The organism is Caulobacter sp. NIBR2454 (assembly GCF_027474405.1).
Lineage (GTDB): Bacteria > Pseudomonadota > Alphaproteobacteria > Caulobacterales > Caulobacteraceae > Caulobacter.
The window spans coordinates 2,480,256-2,496,702 of sequence record NZ_CP114871.1 but is presented as its reverse complement, the minus strand read 5'-3'; the positions used below and the strand labels follow the sequence as shown (position 1 = coordinate 2,496,702).

Annotated in this window: 9 protein-coding genes and 3 pseudogenes; 2 read left to right on the top strand and 10 right to left on the bottom strand. The window is 69.2% G+C overall.

From position 1 onward, the window contains the following. Positions 1 to 71 precede the first annotated feature (71 nt). From O5K31_RS12170 to O5K31_RS12150, 7 genes and pseudogenes are all read right to left on the bottom strand, one after another. Positions 72 to 887, bottom strand: coding sequence for a hypothetical protein (locus O5K31_RS12170; RefSeq protein WP_269713865.1), 816 nt, complete (start codon positions 885 to 887; stop codon positions 72 to 74). Beyond that, positions 884 to 1,549: pseudogene (locus O5K31_RS18425) on the bottom strand (sensor histidine kinase); the annotation flags it as partial. The pseudogene O5K31_RS18425 and the gene O5K31_RS12170, both read right to left, overlap by 4 nt. After that, positions 1,549 to 1,627: pseudogene (locus O5K31_RS18420) on the bottom strand (histidine kinase dimerization/phospho-acceptor domain-containing protein); the annotation flags it as partial. The pseudogenes O5K31_RS18420 and O5K31_RS18425, both read right to left, overlap by 1 nt. Positions 1,628 to 1,750: 123 nt before the next feature. Next, positions 1,751 to 2,482: pseudogene (pleC, locus tag O5K31_RS18415) on the bottom strand (cell cycle histidine kinase PleC); the annotation flags it as partial. Between the two features lie 961 nt (positions 2,483 to 3,443). After that, positions 3,444 to 6,029: an aminopeptidase N gene (gene pepN / locus O5K31_RS12160; RefSeq protein ID WP_269713863.1), complete on the bottom strand. Its 2,586-nt coding sequence runs from the start codon at positions 6,027 to 6,029 to the stop codon at positions 3,444 to 3,446. A 45-nt stretch (positions 6,030 to 6,074) separates the two neighbouring features. Next, positions 6,075 to 7,481 (bottom strand): NAD-dependent succinate-semialdehyde dehydrogenase, encoded by a 1,407-nt coding sequence (locus O5K31_RS12155; protein ID WP_269713862.1) that lies wholly within the window; start codon positions 7,479 to 7,481, stop codon positions 6,075 to 6,077. A gap of 96 nt (positions 7,482 to 7,577) precedes the next feature. Then, positions 7,578 to 8,144, bottom strand: coding sequence for a hypothetical protein (locus O5K31_RS12150; protein WP_269713861.1), 567 nt, complete (start codon positions 8,142 to 8,144; stop codon positions 7,578 to 7,580). A gap of 144 nt (positions 8,145 to 8,288) precedes the next feature. On the opposite strand from O5K31_RS12150, the gene O5K31_RS12145 reads away from it, so the two are divergent. Both O5K31_RS12145 and O5K31_RS12140 read left to right on the top strand, forming a co-directional pair. Continuing rightward, positions 8,289 to 9,401 (top strand): acyl-CoA dehydrogenase family protein, encoded by a 1,113-nt coding sequence (locus O5K31_RS12145; protein ID WP_269713860.1) that lies wholly within the window; start codon positions 8,289 to 8,291, stop codon positions 9,399 to 9,401. A 9-nt stretch (positions 9,402 to 9,410) separates the two neighbouring features. Continuing rightward, positions 9,411 to 10,622, top strand: a complete 1,212-nt coding sequence (locus O5K31_RS12140; protein WP_269713859.1) for an acyl-CoA dehydrogenase family protein — start codon at positions 9,411 to 9,413, stop codon at positions 10,620 to 10,622. Between the two features lies 1 nt (position 10,623). Here O5K31_RS12140 and O5K31_RS12135 read toward each other — a convergent pair whose 3' ends face one another. From O5K31_RS12135 to O5K31_RS12125, 3 genes are all read right to left on the bottom strand, one after another. Next, positions 10,624 to 12,099 carry an amidase gene (locus tag O5K31_RS12135; protein WP_269713858.1) on the bottom strand — a complete coding sequence of 492 codons (1,476 nt, stop codon included), beginning with the start codon at positions 12,097 to 12,099 and terminating at the stop codon, positions 10,624 to 10,626. 96 nt (positions 12,100 to 12,195) lie between these two features. Continuing rightward, entirely contained in the window at positions 12,196 to 15,285 is a 3,090-nt protein-coding gene (locus O5K31_RS12130) for an efflux RND transporter permease subunit (RefSeq protein ID WP_269713857.1), read from the bottom strand. Next, a complete protein-coding gene (locus O5K31_RS12125) occupies positions 15,285 to 16,358 on the bottom strand; it encodes an efflux RND transporter periplasmic adaptor subunit (RefSeq protein ID WP_332367259.1) in 1,074 nt (357 codons plus the stop codon). The genes O5K31_RS12130 and O5K31_RS12125 overlap by 1 nt, the downstream gene beginning before the upstream one ends. Positions 16,359 to 16,447 lie beyond the last annotated feature (89 nt).

Genomic DNA, 16,447 nt, shown 5'->3' with positions numbered 1-16,447 from the left:
CCCGTGAGGAATGCAGGCTAGCGGCTGGCGGGCGGGGCGCAACAGGGATGAGCGGGGAATGGTTGCGGCGTTTAGAACCCAACGCCCTGCCGCAGCAGCAGCTGAAACACCGCCAGCACCGCGACCAGCGCCGCGGAGGGCCACAGGAGGCCGACCGGCCCGGCCTCGCGCGCCGCGCCCTTCACCAAGGCCGCGCCCAGCACGATCCATCCCGCCAGGATCAGGTTCACGATCAGGGGGATCAGGCCGACCTCGATGATGTGCCGGGGCATCCGGAAGGGGACGATCAGGATCGCCGACAGCAGGGCGGCCGAGGGGATCGTCCAGGCCAGGGCGCGGCCGATGGGCGCGAGGCGGGCCAGGACTGCGCCCGCCGCGGCCATGGCGACGACGGCGACGGCGAGCAGGGCGATCTTGGCCGGCTGGCCGAGCTGAAGATAGGTCAGCGCCCGGCCGACATCGTTGCCGGACAGGATGGTCCCGATGGCCAACTGGCTGAACGCCTGGAACAGACCCTGGGCCGCCATCCAGAAGAAGAAGGCCCGCCAGGTCGGCCCCGCGCGGCGCGTCAGGGCCAGGGCGGCGGTGAAGGCCAGGCCGCTGGTGAGGGTTCCGAGCGCGCCGGTCCCTTGCAGCAGCTCGGCGATGGGCGCCTCGACCGACCAGCTATGATCGTTGTGGAACAGGGTCGGTTGAAGGCCGGCCCAGGCCTTGGGCAGGACCAGCCACAGCTCCTGCCAGAAGAAGGTCAGGTTGAAGGCCAGGGCGCACAGGACGATGTGGGCGATCAGGCCGGTCGGGCGGGTCGCCGACGATCTTGCGAGGACGAGGCCCAGGATCAGGGGCGCCAGGCCGACGGCGGCGACAAGCCACAGGATCGCGCTCACGCCGCGCTGCGCCCGATATCCAGGCCCTGCCTCACCGGCAGCACGAAGCTGACCGTGGTGCCTTCGCCCGGTTCGCTGGAAAGCTCCAGGGAGCCGTCATGCATCTCGATCAGGGACTTGGTCAGGGCCAGGCCCAGGCCCGTGCCTTGCGTGCTCTTGGAATGCTGATGGCTTTCCACCTGCTCGAAGGGCTTGGCAAGGCGGGTGAGGTCCTCGGGGCTGATGCCGATGCCGGTGTCCTGCACGCTGACGCGGACGCGCTCGCCCAGGACGTCGCGCCAGGATTCGCCGCGGATGGTGATGGTCCCGCCCTTGGGCGTGAACTTGATGGCGTTGGACAGGATGTTGAGCAGCACCTGCTTGAGGGCGCGGAAGTCCGCCTCGATGTCGGGCAGGGCGGGCAGCTCGACCTGGATCTTCAGGCCGGCGGTCTCGGCCCGGTTGCGCACGAGGCGCAGGGCGTCGTCGGTGACCTCGGCCATGCGGACGGCCTCGAACTTGAGGTTCATCTTGCCGGCCTCGATCTTGGCCATGTCGAGGATGTCGTTGATCAGGGCCAGCAGGTGCTGGCCGCTGTTGTGGATGTCGTGGACATAACCCTTGTAGCGGGCGTCGCCGACGGGACCGAACATCTCGGCCAGCATCATCTCGGAGAAGCCGTTGATGGCGTTGAGCGGCGTGCGCAGCTCGTGGCTCATATTGGCCAGGAACTCGGACTTGGCGCGGTTGGCGCCCTCGGCCTTGACCTTCTCCATCTCGTACTTGCGGGCGAGCTCGGCCAGCATCTCCTGGCTGCGCTCCAGGCTGACGACGGCGCGCTGCAGCTCCTCTTCGTTGCGGCGGCGCTGGGCTTCCTGGTTCTTGACCGCCGTGATGTCGGAGGCGGTCATGACCAGCCCGCCCTCGGCGGTGCGGCGCTCGGAGATATGCAGCCAGCGGCCGTCGGTCATCTCGGCCTCGCGCACGCCCTTGGCGCCGTCGGCGGACGGATGCTCGCGCAGGATGGCCAGCTGGGCGTAGCGGTTGACCTGCTCGCGCGCCGCGCCGGGTTTGAGCAGCTTGGGCTCCAGGTTGAAGACCTGGCGGTAATTGCGGTTGCACATCAAGAGGCGCCCGCCCCGGTCCCACAGGACGAAGGCTTCGGACACGCTCTCGATGGCGTCGCGCAGGCGGTTCTCGGCGGCCATGGCGCGGGCCTGGGCCATGCGCTCTTCGGTGACGTCGAGGACCACGCCGATGATGCGGCTGTAGCCTTCCTTGCTCGGATCGCCGGCGCCCTGGCCGCGGGCGTCGATCCAGATGGCGCGGGCGCCGCGCAGGCTGGGCACCTTGAACGAGACGTCGAAGGCCCCGTAGACGGCGGCGTTGGACAGAGCCTGGCGGACCTTGTCGCGATGCTCGGGCGCCACGCGGTCCAGCAGCTCCTGGCCGGAGACGACGCCCGCGCCACCCCAGCCGAAGATACCGCCGGTGATGTCGGACAGATAGACCCGGTCCTGGGCCAGATCCCATTCCCAGATGCCGCAGCGGGCCGCCTCGACCGCCGTGCGGAAGCGGGTCTCGCTTTCGGCGAACTTGCGCTGGTCGGCGTCCATGCGGCGGGCCTGCAGCATCAGCAGGCTGATCAGCACCCCGCCGACGCCCAGGGGGGTGAGCAGGGACATCAGGCCGGTCAGGTCGGCGCTGAGGGTTGAGCGCGGAAGGGCGACCACGGCTAGCAAAGCGCCGTCAGCGGCGGGGGCCGAGGCCCGTTCGTACCGCTGGTCCTCCTTGCCCCCGGCGGCGATGACCTTGGCGCCGGCGGTCGGCCCCTTGATCGCCAGGGGGCGGCCGTCCGGCATGGCGATGGCGACGGCCGAACCGTCCTGGTCGCCGATGTGCAGGCGGCGGGGATCGATGGCGGCGATCAGGCGCACCCGGCGGGCGGCCTCGTCACGGACCACGATGGAGGCGTAGATCTTGTCCGCGCCGGCGGGAGCGCCGATCCAGCGAGGCTGGCGCGAGACGTCGGCCGCCACGGCCACCACGCCCCAGTCGGCTCCGGCGGCGGCGCCGACCTCGCCCACCAGTTCGCCGTTTGAGAGCACCGCCACGGCTTGCACCGCGCCCCCAGCGGCGGCCAGGGCGACATCGGCGGCGTCGTTGGGGGTGGAGTGCGGCTGCTGCATGACCGCCGCGCCGGCGGCCAGGGCGGCGCGCCAGCCCGCGGCATGGCCGTCAATCTCGGCGGCGAGGGCCTTGGCGTGGGAGGCGGCGGCGCGCTGCTGCTCCGAACCGCGGGCCGCGTCCTCGAAGGATTTCAGCCCGACGGTCGCATAGACGGCCAGCAGGACCAGGGCCGCGATAATGGCCAGGCGGACGAAGATCTGGGACGAGCGCTGCTGGGCCGCGGACGACGCGACGGGCATGGCGGCGTCCGACCCGGACGCTCCTTTTCCGCTACGCTTCCAAAACGCCAAGCCGCGCCCCCCAACGACCGCCGAATCGCAAATCGCCCTGCGCCATAAACATTACGCGACGCGGCGTCAGGGGTCACTCGACTAAGCCTTGCGAAATCTAGGCCAGAGCTTTCGAGGCGAGTTCATAGACGTTCTTGGACAGTCCTTCGTGGGCGACGATCCGCTCAAGTTGCTGTCGCATAAGGGCCGCCAGCTCGGGCTTGTAGCGCCGCCAGCCGCCCAGCGGTTCGACCAGACGCGCGGCGGTCATGGGGTTGGCCGCATCGACGCCCAGGATCTGGTCGGCAAGAAGTCGATAGCCCGCGCCGCTTTCGTCGTGGAACCGGGCGGGATTTGCCGAGGAGAACGACTGGATCAGCGCCCGCAGGCGGTTGGGGTTGCGAGCGTCGAAATCCGGGTGCGCGGTCAGGCCCAGGATGCGGCCGGCGGCGCCTTCGTGCGGGTCGCGGCCCTGGGCGGCGAACCACTTGTCCAGGACCAGGGGCTCGTGCCGCCACTTGGCGTGGAAGTCGGCCAGGGCCTTTTCCGCCGGCTCGCCGCCGATGGCGATGAGGGCGTTCAGCCCGCCCATGGCGCAGGTCATGTTGGCGGCGGCCTCGAAGTGGCCCACGGCCAGGGCCACGTTCTCCGAATGCGGATCGGCGGCCAGCAGGTCGAGCACGGCGTTGCGCAGGGCGCGGCGGCCGGCGGCCTCGGCCGTGGTCGAGAACTCGCCTGGCTCCTGCATGGCGGTATGCAGGCGTCGCAGGAAGTCGCTCAGATGCACGGCCATACGGGTGCGCAGCATCTCGCGCGCCTCATGGATCGCGGCGGGATCGGCGGGCTGCATGGCCAGGGCCAGGTCGCTCTCGGTGGGCAGGGCCAGCAGCAGGGCCTTGAACGCCGGCTCGGCGGCCTGGTCGTCCAGGGCGCGGCCCATGGCCTCGGCGAAGCGGGTCTCGGCCACCTCGTCCGGGGCGCCGGCGGCGCGGGTCAGGATCAGGGCCTTGGCCAGCGCCTGGCCGGCTTCCCAGCGATTGAAGAGGTCGGGGTCGGAGCCCAGCAGGACATAGCCGTCCTTGGCCGGGGCGGCGACTGTCAGGTTCACCGGGGCCGAGAAGCCGCGCAGGGCCGACAGCACAGGGCGGCGGGCGATGTTCTCCCAGCGCACGGTCTTTTCGGCGGTGTCCAGCACCACGATCTCGGTGTCGCGCAGCACCTCGCCGCGGTCGTCCAACAGGCCGATGGCGACCGGCAGGGGCAGGGGTTGCTTGGTCGGCTGTCCCGGAGTCGGGGCGGTCGACTGGGTGAGGGTCAGGGTCAGGGCCTTGGCCGCTTCGTCATAGTCGGCGGCGACGGTCACGCTGGGCGTGCCGGCCTGTTCGTACCAGGCGAAGAAGTGGTCCAGGTCCTGGCCCGAGGCTTCCGCGAAACAGGCGATGAAGGCCTCGACCGTGGTCGCCTCGCCGTCGTGGCGGTCGAAGTACAGGTCCATGCCGGCGCGGAAGGCGTCCGCCCCGATCAGGGCCTTGAGCATGCGGATGATCTCCGCGCCCTTCTCGTAGATGGTGGCGGTGTAGAAGTTGTCGATCTTCAGATAGCTGGACGGCCGAACCGGGTGCGCCAGGGGGCCGGCGTCTTCCGAGAACTGACGCGCGCGCAGGGCCTTGACGTCCTTGATCCGCTGCACGGCGTGGCCGCGCATGTCAGCGCTGAATTCCTGGTCGCGGAAGACCGTCAGGCCTTCCTTCAGGCACAGCTGGAACCAATCGCGGCAGGTGATGCGGTCGCCGGTCCAGTTGTGGAAATACTCGTGGGCGACCACGCTCTCGATCCGCTCGAAATCCAGATCGGTGGCGGTCTGTGGGTCGGCCAGCAACAGGGAGCTGTTGAAGATGTTCAGCCCCTTGTTCTCCATGGCCCCGAAGTTGAAGTCGCGCACGGCGACGATCATGAACAGGTCCAGGTCGTACTCGCGGCCGAACGCCTCCTCGTCCCACTTCATGGAGCGCTTGAGGGCGTCGAGAGCGTAGGCGGCGCGGGCCGACTGCCCCGGATCGACGAAGACCTTCAGGGCGACGTCGCGGCCGCTCATGGTCGTGAAGCTGTCCTCCAGCACGTCCAACTCGCCCGCCACCAGGGCGAACAGATAGGCGGGCTTGGGGAAGGGATCGTTCCACTCGGCGAAGTGACGGTCGCCGGGCAGTTGGCCGCTGTCGGTCAGGTTGCCGTTGGACAGCAGGTGATGGAAGGCGCGGTCGGCCTCGATGCGGACCGTGAAGCGGCTGAGCACATCGGGCCGGTCGGGGAACCAGGTAATGCGGCGGAAGCCCTCGGCCTCGCACTGGGTGCAGAACCGGCCCCCGGACATGTAGAGGCCCATCAGGGTGGTGTTGTCGGCCGGGTCGATATCGACCTCGGTCTCCAGCACGAAGGCGTCGGGCACGCCAGCCACGGTCAGCAGGTCGTCGGCGACGGAGCGGTCCTTGGCCGGTTCGCCATCGACCAGGACGCTGACAGTGCGCAGCTTCTCGCCGTTCAGGACCAGGGGCTCGGCATGGTCGCCGTTACGCCGAACGGTCAGGCGGGCTTTCACCCTGGCGCCATGCGGGCGCAGGTCGAAGACCAGATGGGTCTCGTCGATCAGGAAGGCGGGCGGCCGGTAGTCGGCCAGGCGGATCGGCTGGGGCGTGTCGGTGCGCATGGGGTCGATTTAGGCGATGGAGTGCGGCGGTGCGAGGGCGGAACGCTATTCCGTCGCGCTCGGCGCCGACTTTTCCTTCGCGACCATCACCGTCTTGATGTTCACGAACTCGCGGATGCCCAGATGGGAGCATTCGCGGCCGTGGCCCGCGTGCTTGACTCCGCCGAAGGGCAGGGCGGGGTCGGAGCGGACGTTCTGGTTCACAAAGCTCATGCCGGCGTCGATGCGGCGGGCGGCGATCTCGCTGCCGCGCGCCAGGTTGCGGGTCAGGACGCCGGAGCCGAGGCCGAATTCGGTGTCGTTGGCGATCCGGATGGCGTCCTCTTCGTCGTGAGCCACGATGATCGCGGCGACGGGACCGAAGACCTCCTCATCATAGGCGGCCATGCCCGGTTTGACGTCGGCCAGCACGGTGGCCGGATACCAGGCGCCAGGGCGATCGGGGACTTCGCCGCCCAGCACCAGGCGCGCGCCGGCCTTGACGCTGCGGACAACCTGATCGTGGATGTCGTCGCGGGCCTTGATGCTCTGCATGGGGCCGAACTTGGCGGTCTCGGTGGTCGGGTCAGCGGGCTGGAAGGCGGCCATCTTCTCGACCAGCGCCTTTTCAAAGGCGTCGGCGATTTCCTTGAGCACCACGAAGCGCTTGCCGGCGATGCAGCTCTGGCCGCCATTGACCATGCGGGCGGCGGCGGCGATGCCGGCCGCCTCGTCGATATCGGCGTCGGCCAGGACGATGTAGGGGTCCGAACCGCCCAGCTCGAGCACCACCTTCTTCAGGGCGCCGCCGGCGGCGGCGGCCACCGAGCGTCCCGCGGCGACCGAACCGGTCAGGGTGACTGCGGCGACGCGGTCATCCTCGATCAGGGGTTTGACCTCGCTCCCGCCGATCAGGACGGTGCGGAAGACGTTTTCCGGGAAGCCCGCCTCGCGGAACACGTCCTCGATGGCCAGGGCGCTCCCCGGCACGTTGCTGGCGTGCTTGAGGATCGCGGTATCGCCGGCCATTAGCGTCGGGGCTGCGAAGCGGAAGACCTGCCAGAACGGGAAGTTCCAGGGCATCACCGCCAGGATCACGCCCAGCGGATTGTAGGCGATGAAGGCCTCGCCGCCCGAGAACGGCATGGGCTCATCGGCCAGGAAGCGCTCGGCGTTGGCGGCGAAGTAGTCGCAGTTGGCGGCGCATTTCTCGATCTCGGCCCGCCCGTCGGACAGGGTCTTGCCCATCTCCGCAGTCATTAGGGCGGCGAACTCGTCCTTGCGTCGGCGCAGGACGGCGGCGGCGGTGGTCATCAGCCGTGAGCGTTCGGCGAAGGATGTTGAGCGCCAGGTTCCGAAAGCGTCGTGGACCTGGCCCAGGATGGCCTTGGCCTCGTCGGGCGTGTGGCCGTCATAGGCGCGGCCTTTTTCGCCCGTGGCGGGATCGACGGTCTGAAACACGGGCTTGGCCATGGGGCGCTCCTGAGCTGTGGAGCCAACTTAACGCGTATCGCGGCCGATGTGACTTGTACGACCATGACCTCAAACGCAAAGCGCGGTCGTTAGGCCCTAAGCCGCCTCCACGTCCTCATCAGCAGCCTTCGCCACCGCCGGGACTTCCTGGACGTAGCGTTCGATAATAGCGGCCTTGGCGGCCAGTTCGGCCACGGCGGGCGGGGCGTCGGCGGGATCTTCGGCGACCATTGCGATCAGGTCGCGGGCGATGGCCTGCAGCTTGGGGGCAGAGGCGATCAGGCGGGCCTGCTTCTCCAGCTTGACCGGATCGCGGTCGTATTCGGCCCCCGGGACGCGCCAGCCGCCCCAGTCGGAGGGGTCGGTGACCACGACGGGATAGGTGCCGGGATAGGGGTGGTGGGCGCAATCGTCGGCCGACTGCCACTTGTTGCGGGCGCGCAGCAGGCGCCAGTTGGCCCCGAGATTGGCGGCGGCGGAGCCGCGATCCTCGGCCTTCAGTTCATGGGCGTGGAACTCGCGGCCGAGGCCCACGTCATAGGTGATGCGCACGGGTTCGTCGAAGCCGCGGGCCCAGGTCGGCACGATGCGTTCGATCGTCGACCAGCAGCCGACGCTCTCCACCCACACCTTCTGGTTCTTCTGGAAGACCGCCTTGGCCATCGCACACTCGTCCACGCTCAAAACTCAGCGGCGCATAAGAACCTGAAATCCTTGACGCGAGGTCAATCTTTCCCGGCGCGTAAACGTCGATAAGGTGAGTGGGGTCAGACGGGCGGATCACATGCCCGCGACAGGAGGCGACCCGTGGATTTTGACTTTTCCGACGACCAGAAGTTCCTCAAAGGCGAGGCGCGCAAGTTCCTAGAGGCCCGTTGCGCCATCCCCGCCGTGCGGGCGGTGCTGGATGATCCTGACAAGGCTTTCGACGCCGCCCTGTGGCGCGGGGTGGCCGAGCAGGGCTGGCTGGGCGCGGCGATCCCCGAGGAGTTCGGCGGCCTGGGCCTGGGCCATGTGGAGCTGTGCGCCATCGCCGAAGAGCTGGGTCGCGCGGTCGCGCCGATTCCCTTCGCCTCAACGGTCTATCTGCTGGCGGAAGCGGTGATGCTGGCCGGGACGGACGCGCAGAAGCAGCGGATTTTGCCCAAGATCGCGGCGGGCGAGCTGATCGGGTGCCTCGCGACCTCCGAGGGGCCGGGGGCGGTGACCGCCGCTTCGGTGCAGGCGACGGTGAGCGGCGGCAAGCTTTCGGGCGTGAAGATTCCGGTGACGGACGGCGATGTAGCCGACGTGGCCCTGGTCCTGGCCAAGGAGGGCGGCAAGGCGGGCCTCTATCTGGTCGAGCTGGGTGATGCGGTCGGGCGGGTGACCCTGAAGTCGCTCGATCCCACACGGTCCATCGCCAAGCTGACCTTCCAGGACGCGCCCGCCGAACGGCTGGGCGACGCGGGCGAGGGGATGGAGTTGCTGCAGGCGGTTCTGGACCGCGCAGCGGCCCTGCTGGCGTTCGAGCAACTGGGCGGCGCCGACCGCTGCCTGGAGATGGCCAAGGCCTACGCCATGGAGCGCTACGCCTTCGGGCGGGTGATCGGCGGCTATCAGGCGATCAAGCACAAGCTGGCGGACATGTACGTCAAGAACGAGGTGGCCCGGTCCAACGCCTATTACGCGGCGTGGGCTCTGAACACCTCGGCGCCGGAGTTGCCGATCGCGGCCTCGGCGGCGCGGATCGCGGCGTCGGAGGCCTACTGGTTCGCCTCTAAGGAGAACATCCAGACGCATGGCGGCATGGGCTTCACCTGGGAGGTGGACTGCCACCTCTATTATCGGCGGTCCAAGCAGCTGGCCCTGGTGGCCGGCGCCCCGAAGGTCTGGAAAGAGCGGCTGGTCAGCCAGCTCGAACGCAAGAACGCGGCGTAGGAGATAGTCATGGATTTCAACGACAACGCCGAAGAAGCCGCCTATCGCGAAGCCGCCCGGGCCTGGCTGGCCAAGGAGGCCGCCGAGCATCGCAAGGCTGTGGGCGAGCCCAAGCCCAATACGCCCGAGCACATGGCCGCCGCCAAGGCGTGGCAGGCCAAGAAGGCGGCCGCTGGCTATGCCTGCATCACCTGGCCCAAGGTCATCGGCGGGGGAGGCGGCACGCCGATCCAGCAAGTGATCTTCAACCAGGAAGAGATCAAGGCGGGCCTGTCCTATGGCTACTTCACCATCGGCCTGGGCATGTGCGTGCCGACGGTCATGGCCTTCGCCGACGACGCCACCAAAGGCCGGTTCGTCGGCCCGGCGGTGAAGGGCGAGGAGATCTGGTGCCAGCTGTTCTCCGAACCGGCGGGCGGCTCGGACGTGGCGGCGACGCGGACCCGCGCGGTTCGCGACGGCGATGACTGGGTGATCAACGGCCAGAAGGTTTGGACCACGGGGGCGCAGAACTCAGACTACGGCATCCTGCTGGTGCGCACCGACGTGGACGCGCCCAAGCACAAGGGCATGACCATGTTCTGGATCGACATGCGCGATCCAGCCGTGGAGGTGCGCCCCATCCACCAGGCCAGCGGCGGCAGCGACTTCAACGAGGTCTACTTCACCGACCTGCGGGTCAAGGACAGCCAGCGCCTGGGCGCGCCCGGCGACGGGTGGAAGGTCGCCCTGGTCACCCTGATGAACGAACGCCTGGCGGTCGGTGGTTCAGCCGGCCCGAACTACGGCGAAATTCTGGAGCTGGCGCGCGAGACGCCGGGCGTCCTGGCCGACAGCGCCTTCCGCGAGCGGCTGGCGGACTGGTACGTGGCGGCGGAGGGGCTGAAGCTGACGCGCTTCCGCACCATGACGGCCCTGTCGAAGGGGCAGACGCCGGGGCCGGAAAGCTCGATCGGCAAGATCATCTCGGCCAACCAGCTGCAGGAGCTGACCAACGCGGCGGTGGAGCTGGAGGACCAGTTCGGCATCATCGCCGACCCCGATGTGGCGCCCATGCGCGCGGCGTTCCAGCAAAGCCTGCTGTGGGCGCCCGGCCTGCGCATCGCCGGGGGCACGGACGAAATCCTCAAGAACATCATCGCTGAGCGGGTCCTGGGCCTGCCGGGCGACGTGCGCGTGGACAAGGACGTGGCGTTCAAGGACATGCCGACGGGGCGGTGACCTACTTGCGCGCCTGCTCGAACGCATAGCCAAGGCTCAGCACCCGGGCGTCGTCCCAGGCCGTGCCGACAATGGACAGGCCGACGGGAAGGCCTTTGATCTCGCCCATGGGCACGGTGAGGTGCGGGTAGCCGGCGACGGCGGGCGGGCCGCCGATGCCGCCGCCCACGTAGCCGCCGCGCAGGACCGGATCGATCAGATAGGCCGGCGCCATGGTCGGGGCGACCAGGACGGCCACATCGTTCTGCTTGAGCAGGGCGTCGATCCCCTCCGGCCCGGCGATGCGGTGCGCGTCAGCCTTGGCCTTGAGGTAATCGGGATCGTCCAGGCCCTTGGCCCGGTCACAAATCTCGAACAGCTCCTGGGCGAAGAGGGGCATCTCCTCCTTCGCGTGCGCCTTGTTGAAGGCGATCAGGTCAGCGAGGTTGCGGGGCTTCACCTTGGCCGGGTCGGTGGAGGCGAGATAGGCGGCGACGCCGGCCTTGAACTCCACGCAAAGGACCCTGTTCTCCAGCGGGCTGATCTCCCGCCGGCGTGGGAAGTCCTTCACGTCGATCAGGATCGCGCCCTGGGCCTTTAGGGTGGTCAGCGCCTTTTCGAAGACCGCGTCGGTCTCGGGATGGAAGCCGGCGGCATAGCGGGCGACGCCGATGCGGGCGCCCTTCAGCGACGCCTTGTCGAGGGTGGCGGCGAAGTCGGTCTTCTTCGCATCCGCCTCGGCGGTGGCCGGATCGGCGGGATCGGAGCCGGCCATGGCGTCCAGCAGCGCGGCGGCGTCGGCCACCGTGCGGGTCATGGGGCCGGCGGTGTCCTGGCTGGAGCTGATCGGGACCACATGGGTGCGGCTGACCAGGCCGACGGTGGGCTTGAATCCGACAAGGCCTTCGACCGCCGCCGGGCAGATGATCGAGCCGTTGGTCTCGGTGCCCACCGCGGCGTCGGCGAAGCCGGCCGCCACGGCCGCGCCGCTGCCTGCGCTGGAGCCGCAGGCGTTGCGCAGGCGGTCACGGGCGTTGCGGGTTAGCCCGCCCACCGCGCTCCAGCCGCTGAGCGAAGAGGTGGAGCGAAAGTTGGCCCACTCCGACAGGTTGGCCTTGCCCAGGATGACCACCCCGGCCTTGCGCAGGTTGGCGACGAGGGGCGCGTCCCGGCCGGTCATGTTGTCTTTCAGCGCCAGCGAGCCGGCGGTGGTGGGCAGCTCGGTGCTGTCGATGTTGTCCTTGAGCAGAACGGCCCAGCCATGGACAGGGCTGACGGCCTTGCCCGCCTTGCGTTCCGCGTCGCGGGCGCGCGCCTGATCGAGGGCGACAGGGCTGACGGCGATCACGCTGTTGAGCGGCGGCTTGCCGGGGGCCTCGGCGCGGTCCTCGGCGGCGATCTTCTTGAGGTAAGCCGCCGTCCGCTCGGCGGCGGTGGTTTCGGCGTGGGCCGAGGTCACGGCCGCCATGGCGAGCACCGTCGCGCAGATCGTCTTCATGAAGCCCCTCCGTATAGGGAGCATCTGAGGTGAAAGCGCGAGGCGGGGCAACTTACATCCCGTTCACCCGGCGGAGGCCGGATGAACGGGAATGGGTTAGGCGAACCGGGCGCGCAGCCAGTCCATCACGCCGAACGCGCCGTCTTCCTTGCCGCGCTCAAGCAGCCAATAGGTGACCGGGGTTGCTACCCGCGACAACAGGGTCGAGGTGATCAGGCCGCCGATGATGGTGATGGCCAGCGGTGAGTAGAGGCCTGACCCCTCCAAGGCCAGAGGTAGCAGCCCGCCGATGGCGGTGACCGAGGTCAGCAGCACGGGCAGGAACCGCACCTCGCCGGCCTTCTCGATGGCTTCGCGCAGAGGCATGCCCTCCCGGCGAAGCTGTTCGGTGAAGTCGACCAGCAGGATCGAGTTCTTGATCTCGATGCCGATGAGGGCGATCAGCCCGATGGTGGCGGTGAAGGACAGGCTGTTGCCGGTGACCATCAGGGCCGCCACGGCGCCGAAGATGCCCAGCGGGATGACCCCGGCCACCACCAGGGCGGTGCGGAACTTGCCGAACTCCAGCACCAGCACGGCCAGGATGCCGCCGATGGCGACCATGATCGCCGCGCCCATGCCGCCAAAGCTTTCGGCCTGGGCCTCGGCCTCGCCGCCTAGGGCGATGCGATAGCCGGGGGGCAGGGACAGTTCGGCCTCCAGGCGCTTGACCACGTCGGCCGTGACGGCGGAGGTCAGGTAGCCGGTCTTGACTTCCGCGCTGACCGAGACGGTGCGCTCGCGCTCGAAGCGACTGATGCTGGCGGGGCTGGAGCGGAAGGTCGGTTCGGCCACGGCGCCCAGAGGGGCGGAGCGGCCGTCGGCGGTGGGGATGTAGATCCCGGTCAGGGCCGACAGGTCGTTGCGGTCCTCCATCGGCAGACGCACGCGAACGGCGTAGTCGTCGCCGTCAGCGTCGCGGAAGCGGCCGGTTTCTTCGCCCGACAGAGCCAGGCGGGTGACGCGTCGGGCGGCGCCCGCTGGCACGCCCAGGGCGGCGGCCTTGGCCTCGTCCACGCCCAGATCGAGGTCGGTGCGGGCCAGGCGCAGGGGGTTGTCCACGTCGCGCGTGCCAGGGGTGTCCTTGATGATCCGCTCGGCGCGATCAGCCAGCGCCTTGAGGACCTGCAGGTTCTGGCCGCGGATGCGGACCTGCACCGGGGCGTCGACAGGGGGGCCGTTCGTGAAGGTGCTCAGGCTGATCTTGGCGCCAGGGTAGTCGGCGAGATCGGCGCGGATCTGGTCCAGCAGTTTCTCGCTTTCGCCGGGCTCCCACTTCTCAAGCGCGGTGAAGACCTCGGCATAGTTGGCTCGGGCCGCGCTCTGGCCTTCGTTGTAATAGATGCGGGGGTTGTCGCGGCCGAGGTTGGCGGCGGTCCAAAGGATCTTGGGCTCCTTGGCCAGCCTTTGCTCGACGAAGCGCAGGGCCTTGTCGGTCCGCTCCATGGAGGTGCCCTCGGGCGTCTCGATGTGAACGAGGAACTGCGGGGTTTCGGCTGGAGGGAACAGGCTGGAGCCGATGACCCCCATGATCGGCACGGCGGTGAGGCAGATGGCGCCCAGGATCGCCGAGGCCAGCCACGGACGGCTGAGCGCCCGATGCAGGATCGGCGTGTAGAAGCGGTGGATGCCGCCGTTGACGGCCCGCAGGATGCGGTTGCCCTCCGGGTTCTCGTGCCGCGACAGCATGCGACTGGCCAGGAAGGGGATGATGGTCAGGGACACGATCAGCGAGGCGCCCACGGTGCAGAGCACCGTCACCGGCAGCGACTTGATGAACTGACCCGCGCCGCCGGGCAGGGCCAGCAGCGGCAGAAAGGCCAGCATCAAGGTAGCCGTGCAACCGATCACCGCCAGGGAGATCTGGCCCGTGGCCTTGATGGCCGCGGTGGTGCGGTCTTCGCCCTCGCGCAGGTGGCGGGCGATGTTCTCGGTGACGACGATGGAGTCGTCCACCAGCAGGCCAAGCGACAGCACGAAGCCCGCGATGGACAGCTGGTTGATGGTGAAGCCGAACGCCTGAAGCAGCGCCAGGCCGATCAGCAGGGACAGCGGGATCGACACCATCACCACGCCGCTGGCGCGGATGCCGAGCGGGAGCAGAGTGACCAGCACCAGGGCCAGCGCCAGACCGAAGTCGCGGAACAGCGTGCCCAGGCGGTGCTTGATATTGTCGGACTGCTGGAAGCCGCGCTCCAGTTTCACGCCAGCGGGCAGGGTGCGCTCGAATTCGTCGAGGGCGGCGTTGACGTTGTCGGTCACCTTGGTGACGTCCACCCCGTCCTTGGGCATGGCGGTGACGAAAACGGCGCGCTTGCCGTCGAAGCGGACGAGATGGTTGGCTTCTTCCTGGGCCCACGTGACGTCGGCGACGTCCTGGACGCGGACGACCTGGCCGTCAATCTCGCGCACGGGAGTGTTCTTGACGGTCTCCAGCGAGCGGAAGGCGCCGCCCGACTTGACGTTGAAACGGCGGTCGCCCGCGTGGACGGCCCCGATGGGCGTGTCGGCCCCGGCGGCGCGCAGGGCGTCGGCCACGGCGCTGGCGGGCAGGCGCAGTTCGGACAGGCGGCCGGCGTTCAGGCTCACGCGAACTTCGGACGCCGGGGCGCCCCAGTACTCGCCCTTGCGCACGCCGGGCACCCGCTCGAGCCGCTCGCGCAAACGGTCGGCCAGCTTCTCCAGCCGGCGCATGGGCAGGACGTCGGAGACGAGCGCGGTCTGGACGAAGGCCACCTCGATGGTCCGGATGCGGCGGACCTCCAGATTGACGATGCCGGCCGGCAGGCGCGGGCGGATGGCGTTTATCTCGCGCGTGACCTCGTCGTACTTGCGCTCTGGATCGACGCCCCAGTCGAACTCCAACTGCACGGTGGCGGCGCCGTCCACGCTGGTGGAGGCGACGTCGCTGACATCATCCAGGCCGGCGAGGACGTCCTCGATCGGCTTGGCGACCAGTTGCTCCATCTCCGCCGGCTCGGCGCCAGGCATGACCGCCTGGATGATGAAGATCGGGGTCGGGAATTGCGGATCCTCGGCCCGCGGGGTGGTCATCAGGGCGTTGAAGCCCAGCGCGACCAGCAGACCGAAGGCGACGAGAGTGAACTGCCAGCGACGGACAGCGAAGGCGGCGGGATTGAGGTTCATCAGCGTGCGGCCTTGACCGGCGCTGCGTTGAGGGCCGCCGGGTCGATCACCCGGACCTTGTCGCCGTCGCCGATGAAGCCGGCGCCGGCCGTGGCGATGCGGGCGCCCGCGGGCAGGCCGGCGACAAGGGCGTCATCCCCGTCGAAGCCGCCGAAGCGGACGGGGCGGCGGCGGGCGATGTCGCCCTCGATGACGAAGACGTGGGCGCTGGCGCCCTGAGCCTCGATGATGGCTTCGGCGGGGATGCGGACCATCTGATTGGTAGCCCCGGGCAGAGGCGAGGCGGCGATCTCGGCGGTGGCGATCTGGCCGCTGCGCAGGCCGGGGGCGGCGGCGAGTTCGATCTCGACCTCCACCGCGCCGGTGCGGGCGCCCGACTGCTGGCCGATGCGGGTGATGCGGCCGGTCAGGAGGCCTCCCCCTTCGGCGAGCTTGACCTGGGCCGGGGCGCCGGCGCGCAGGCGGGCGACTTCGCGGTCCGGGATAGGGACGCGCAGGACCAGTGGGCTGTTGAGATCGGCGACGCGCAGGACGGCCTGGCCGGGGGCGACGACTTCGCCCGCCTGGGCCAGACGCTCCAGCACCACGCCGCTGACGGGCGAGGTCAGGCTGGCCCAGCGGCGGTCGAAGGCGGCGGCGGACAGGCTGGCCTGGGCGACCTTCAGGGCGCTGGCGCGATCGTCCATGCGCTGCTTGGAGACATAGCCCTTTTCGAACAAGGCGCGGTCGCGCTCCAGATCGCGGCGGGCGCGTTCAACATCGGCGGAGGCGCGGGCCTGGCCGGCGTCGACGCCCGAGGAATCGATACTGGCCAGGGCCTGGCCGGTGCGGACGGGATCGCCGGCCTCCACGTTCATGGCGGTCATCACCCCGCCGATGCGGAAGGACAGGGTCATTTCCCGGCGCCGCTCGATGCGGCCGGTGGCGACGACGGCGGCCTGCTGCGAGCCGGCGGGGGCGGTTATGGCCTGAACAGCGGGGGGAGGGGTGGTCTCCGCCGGCTTCTCGTCGCCGCAGGCGGCGAGGCCAAGCGCCGCGAGCGCCAGAAGCGCGGTGAGCGGAAGGGTCCGCATGATCTATTCCCCCGATAGCCGATCAGTGATAGGTCATCCATGCGCGATCCAACCTAACACTGTCAAGATTTCGTCGAACGGGGAAACAT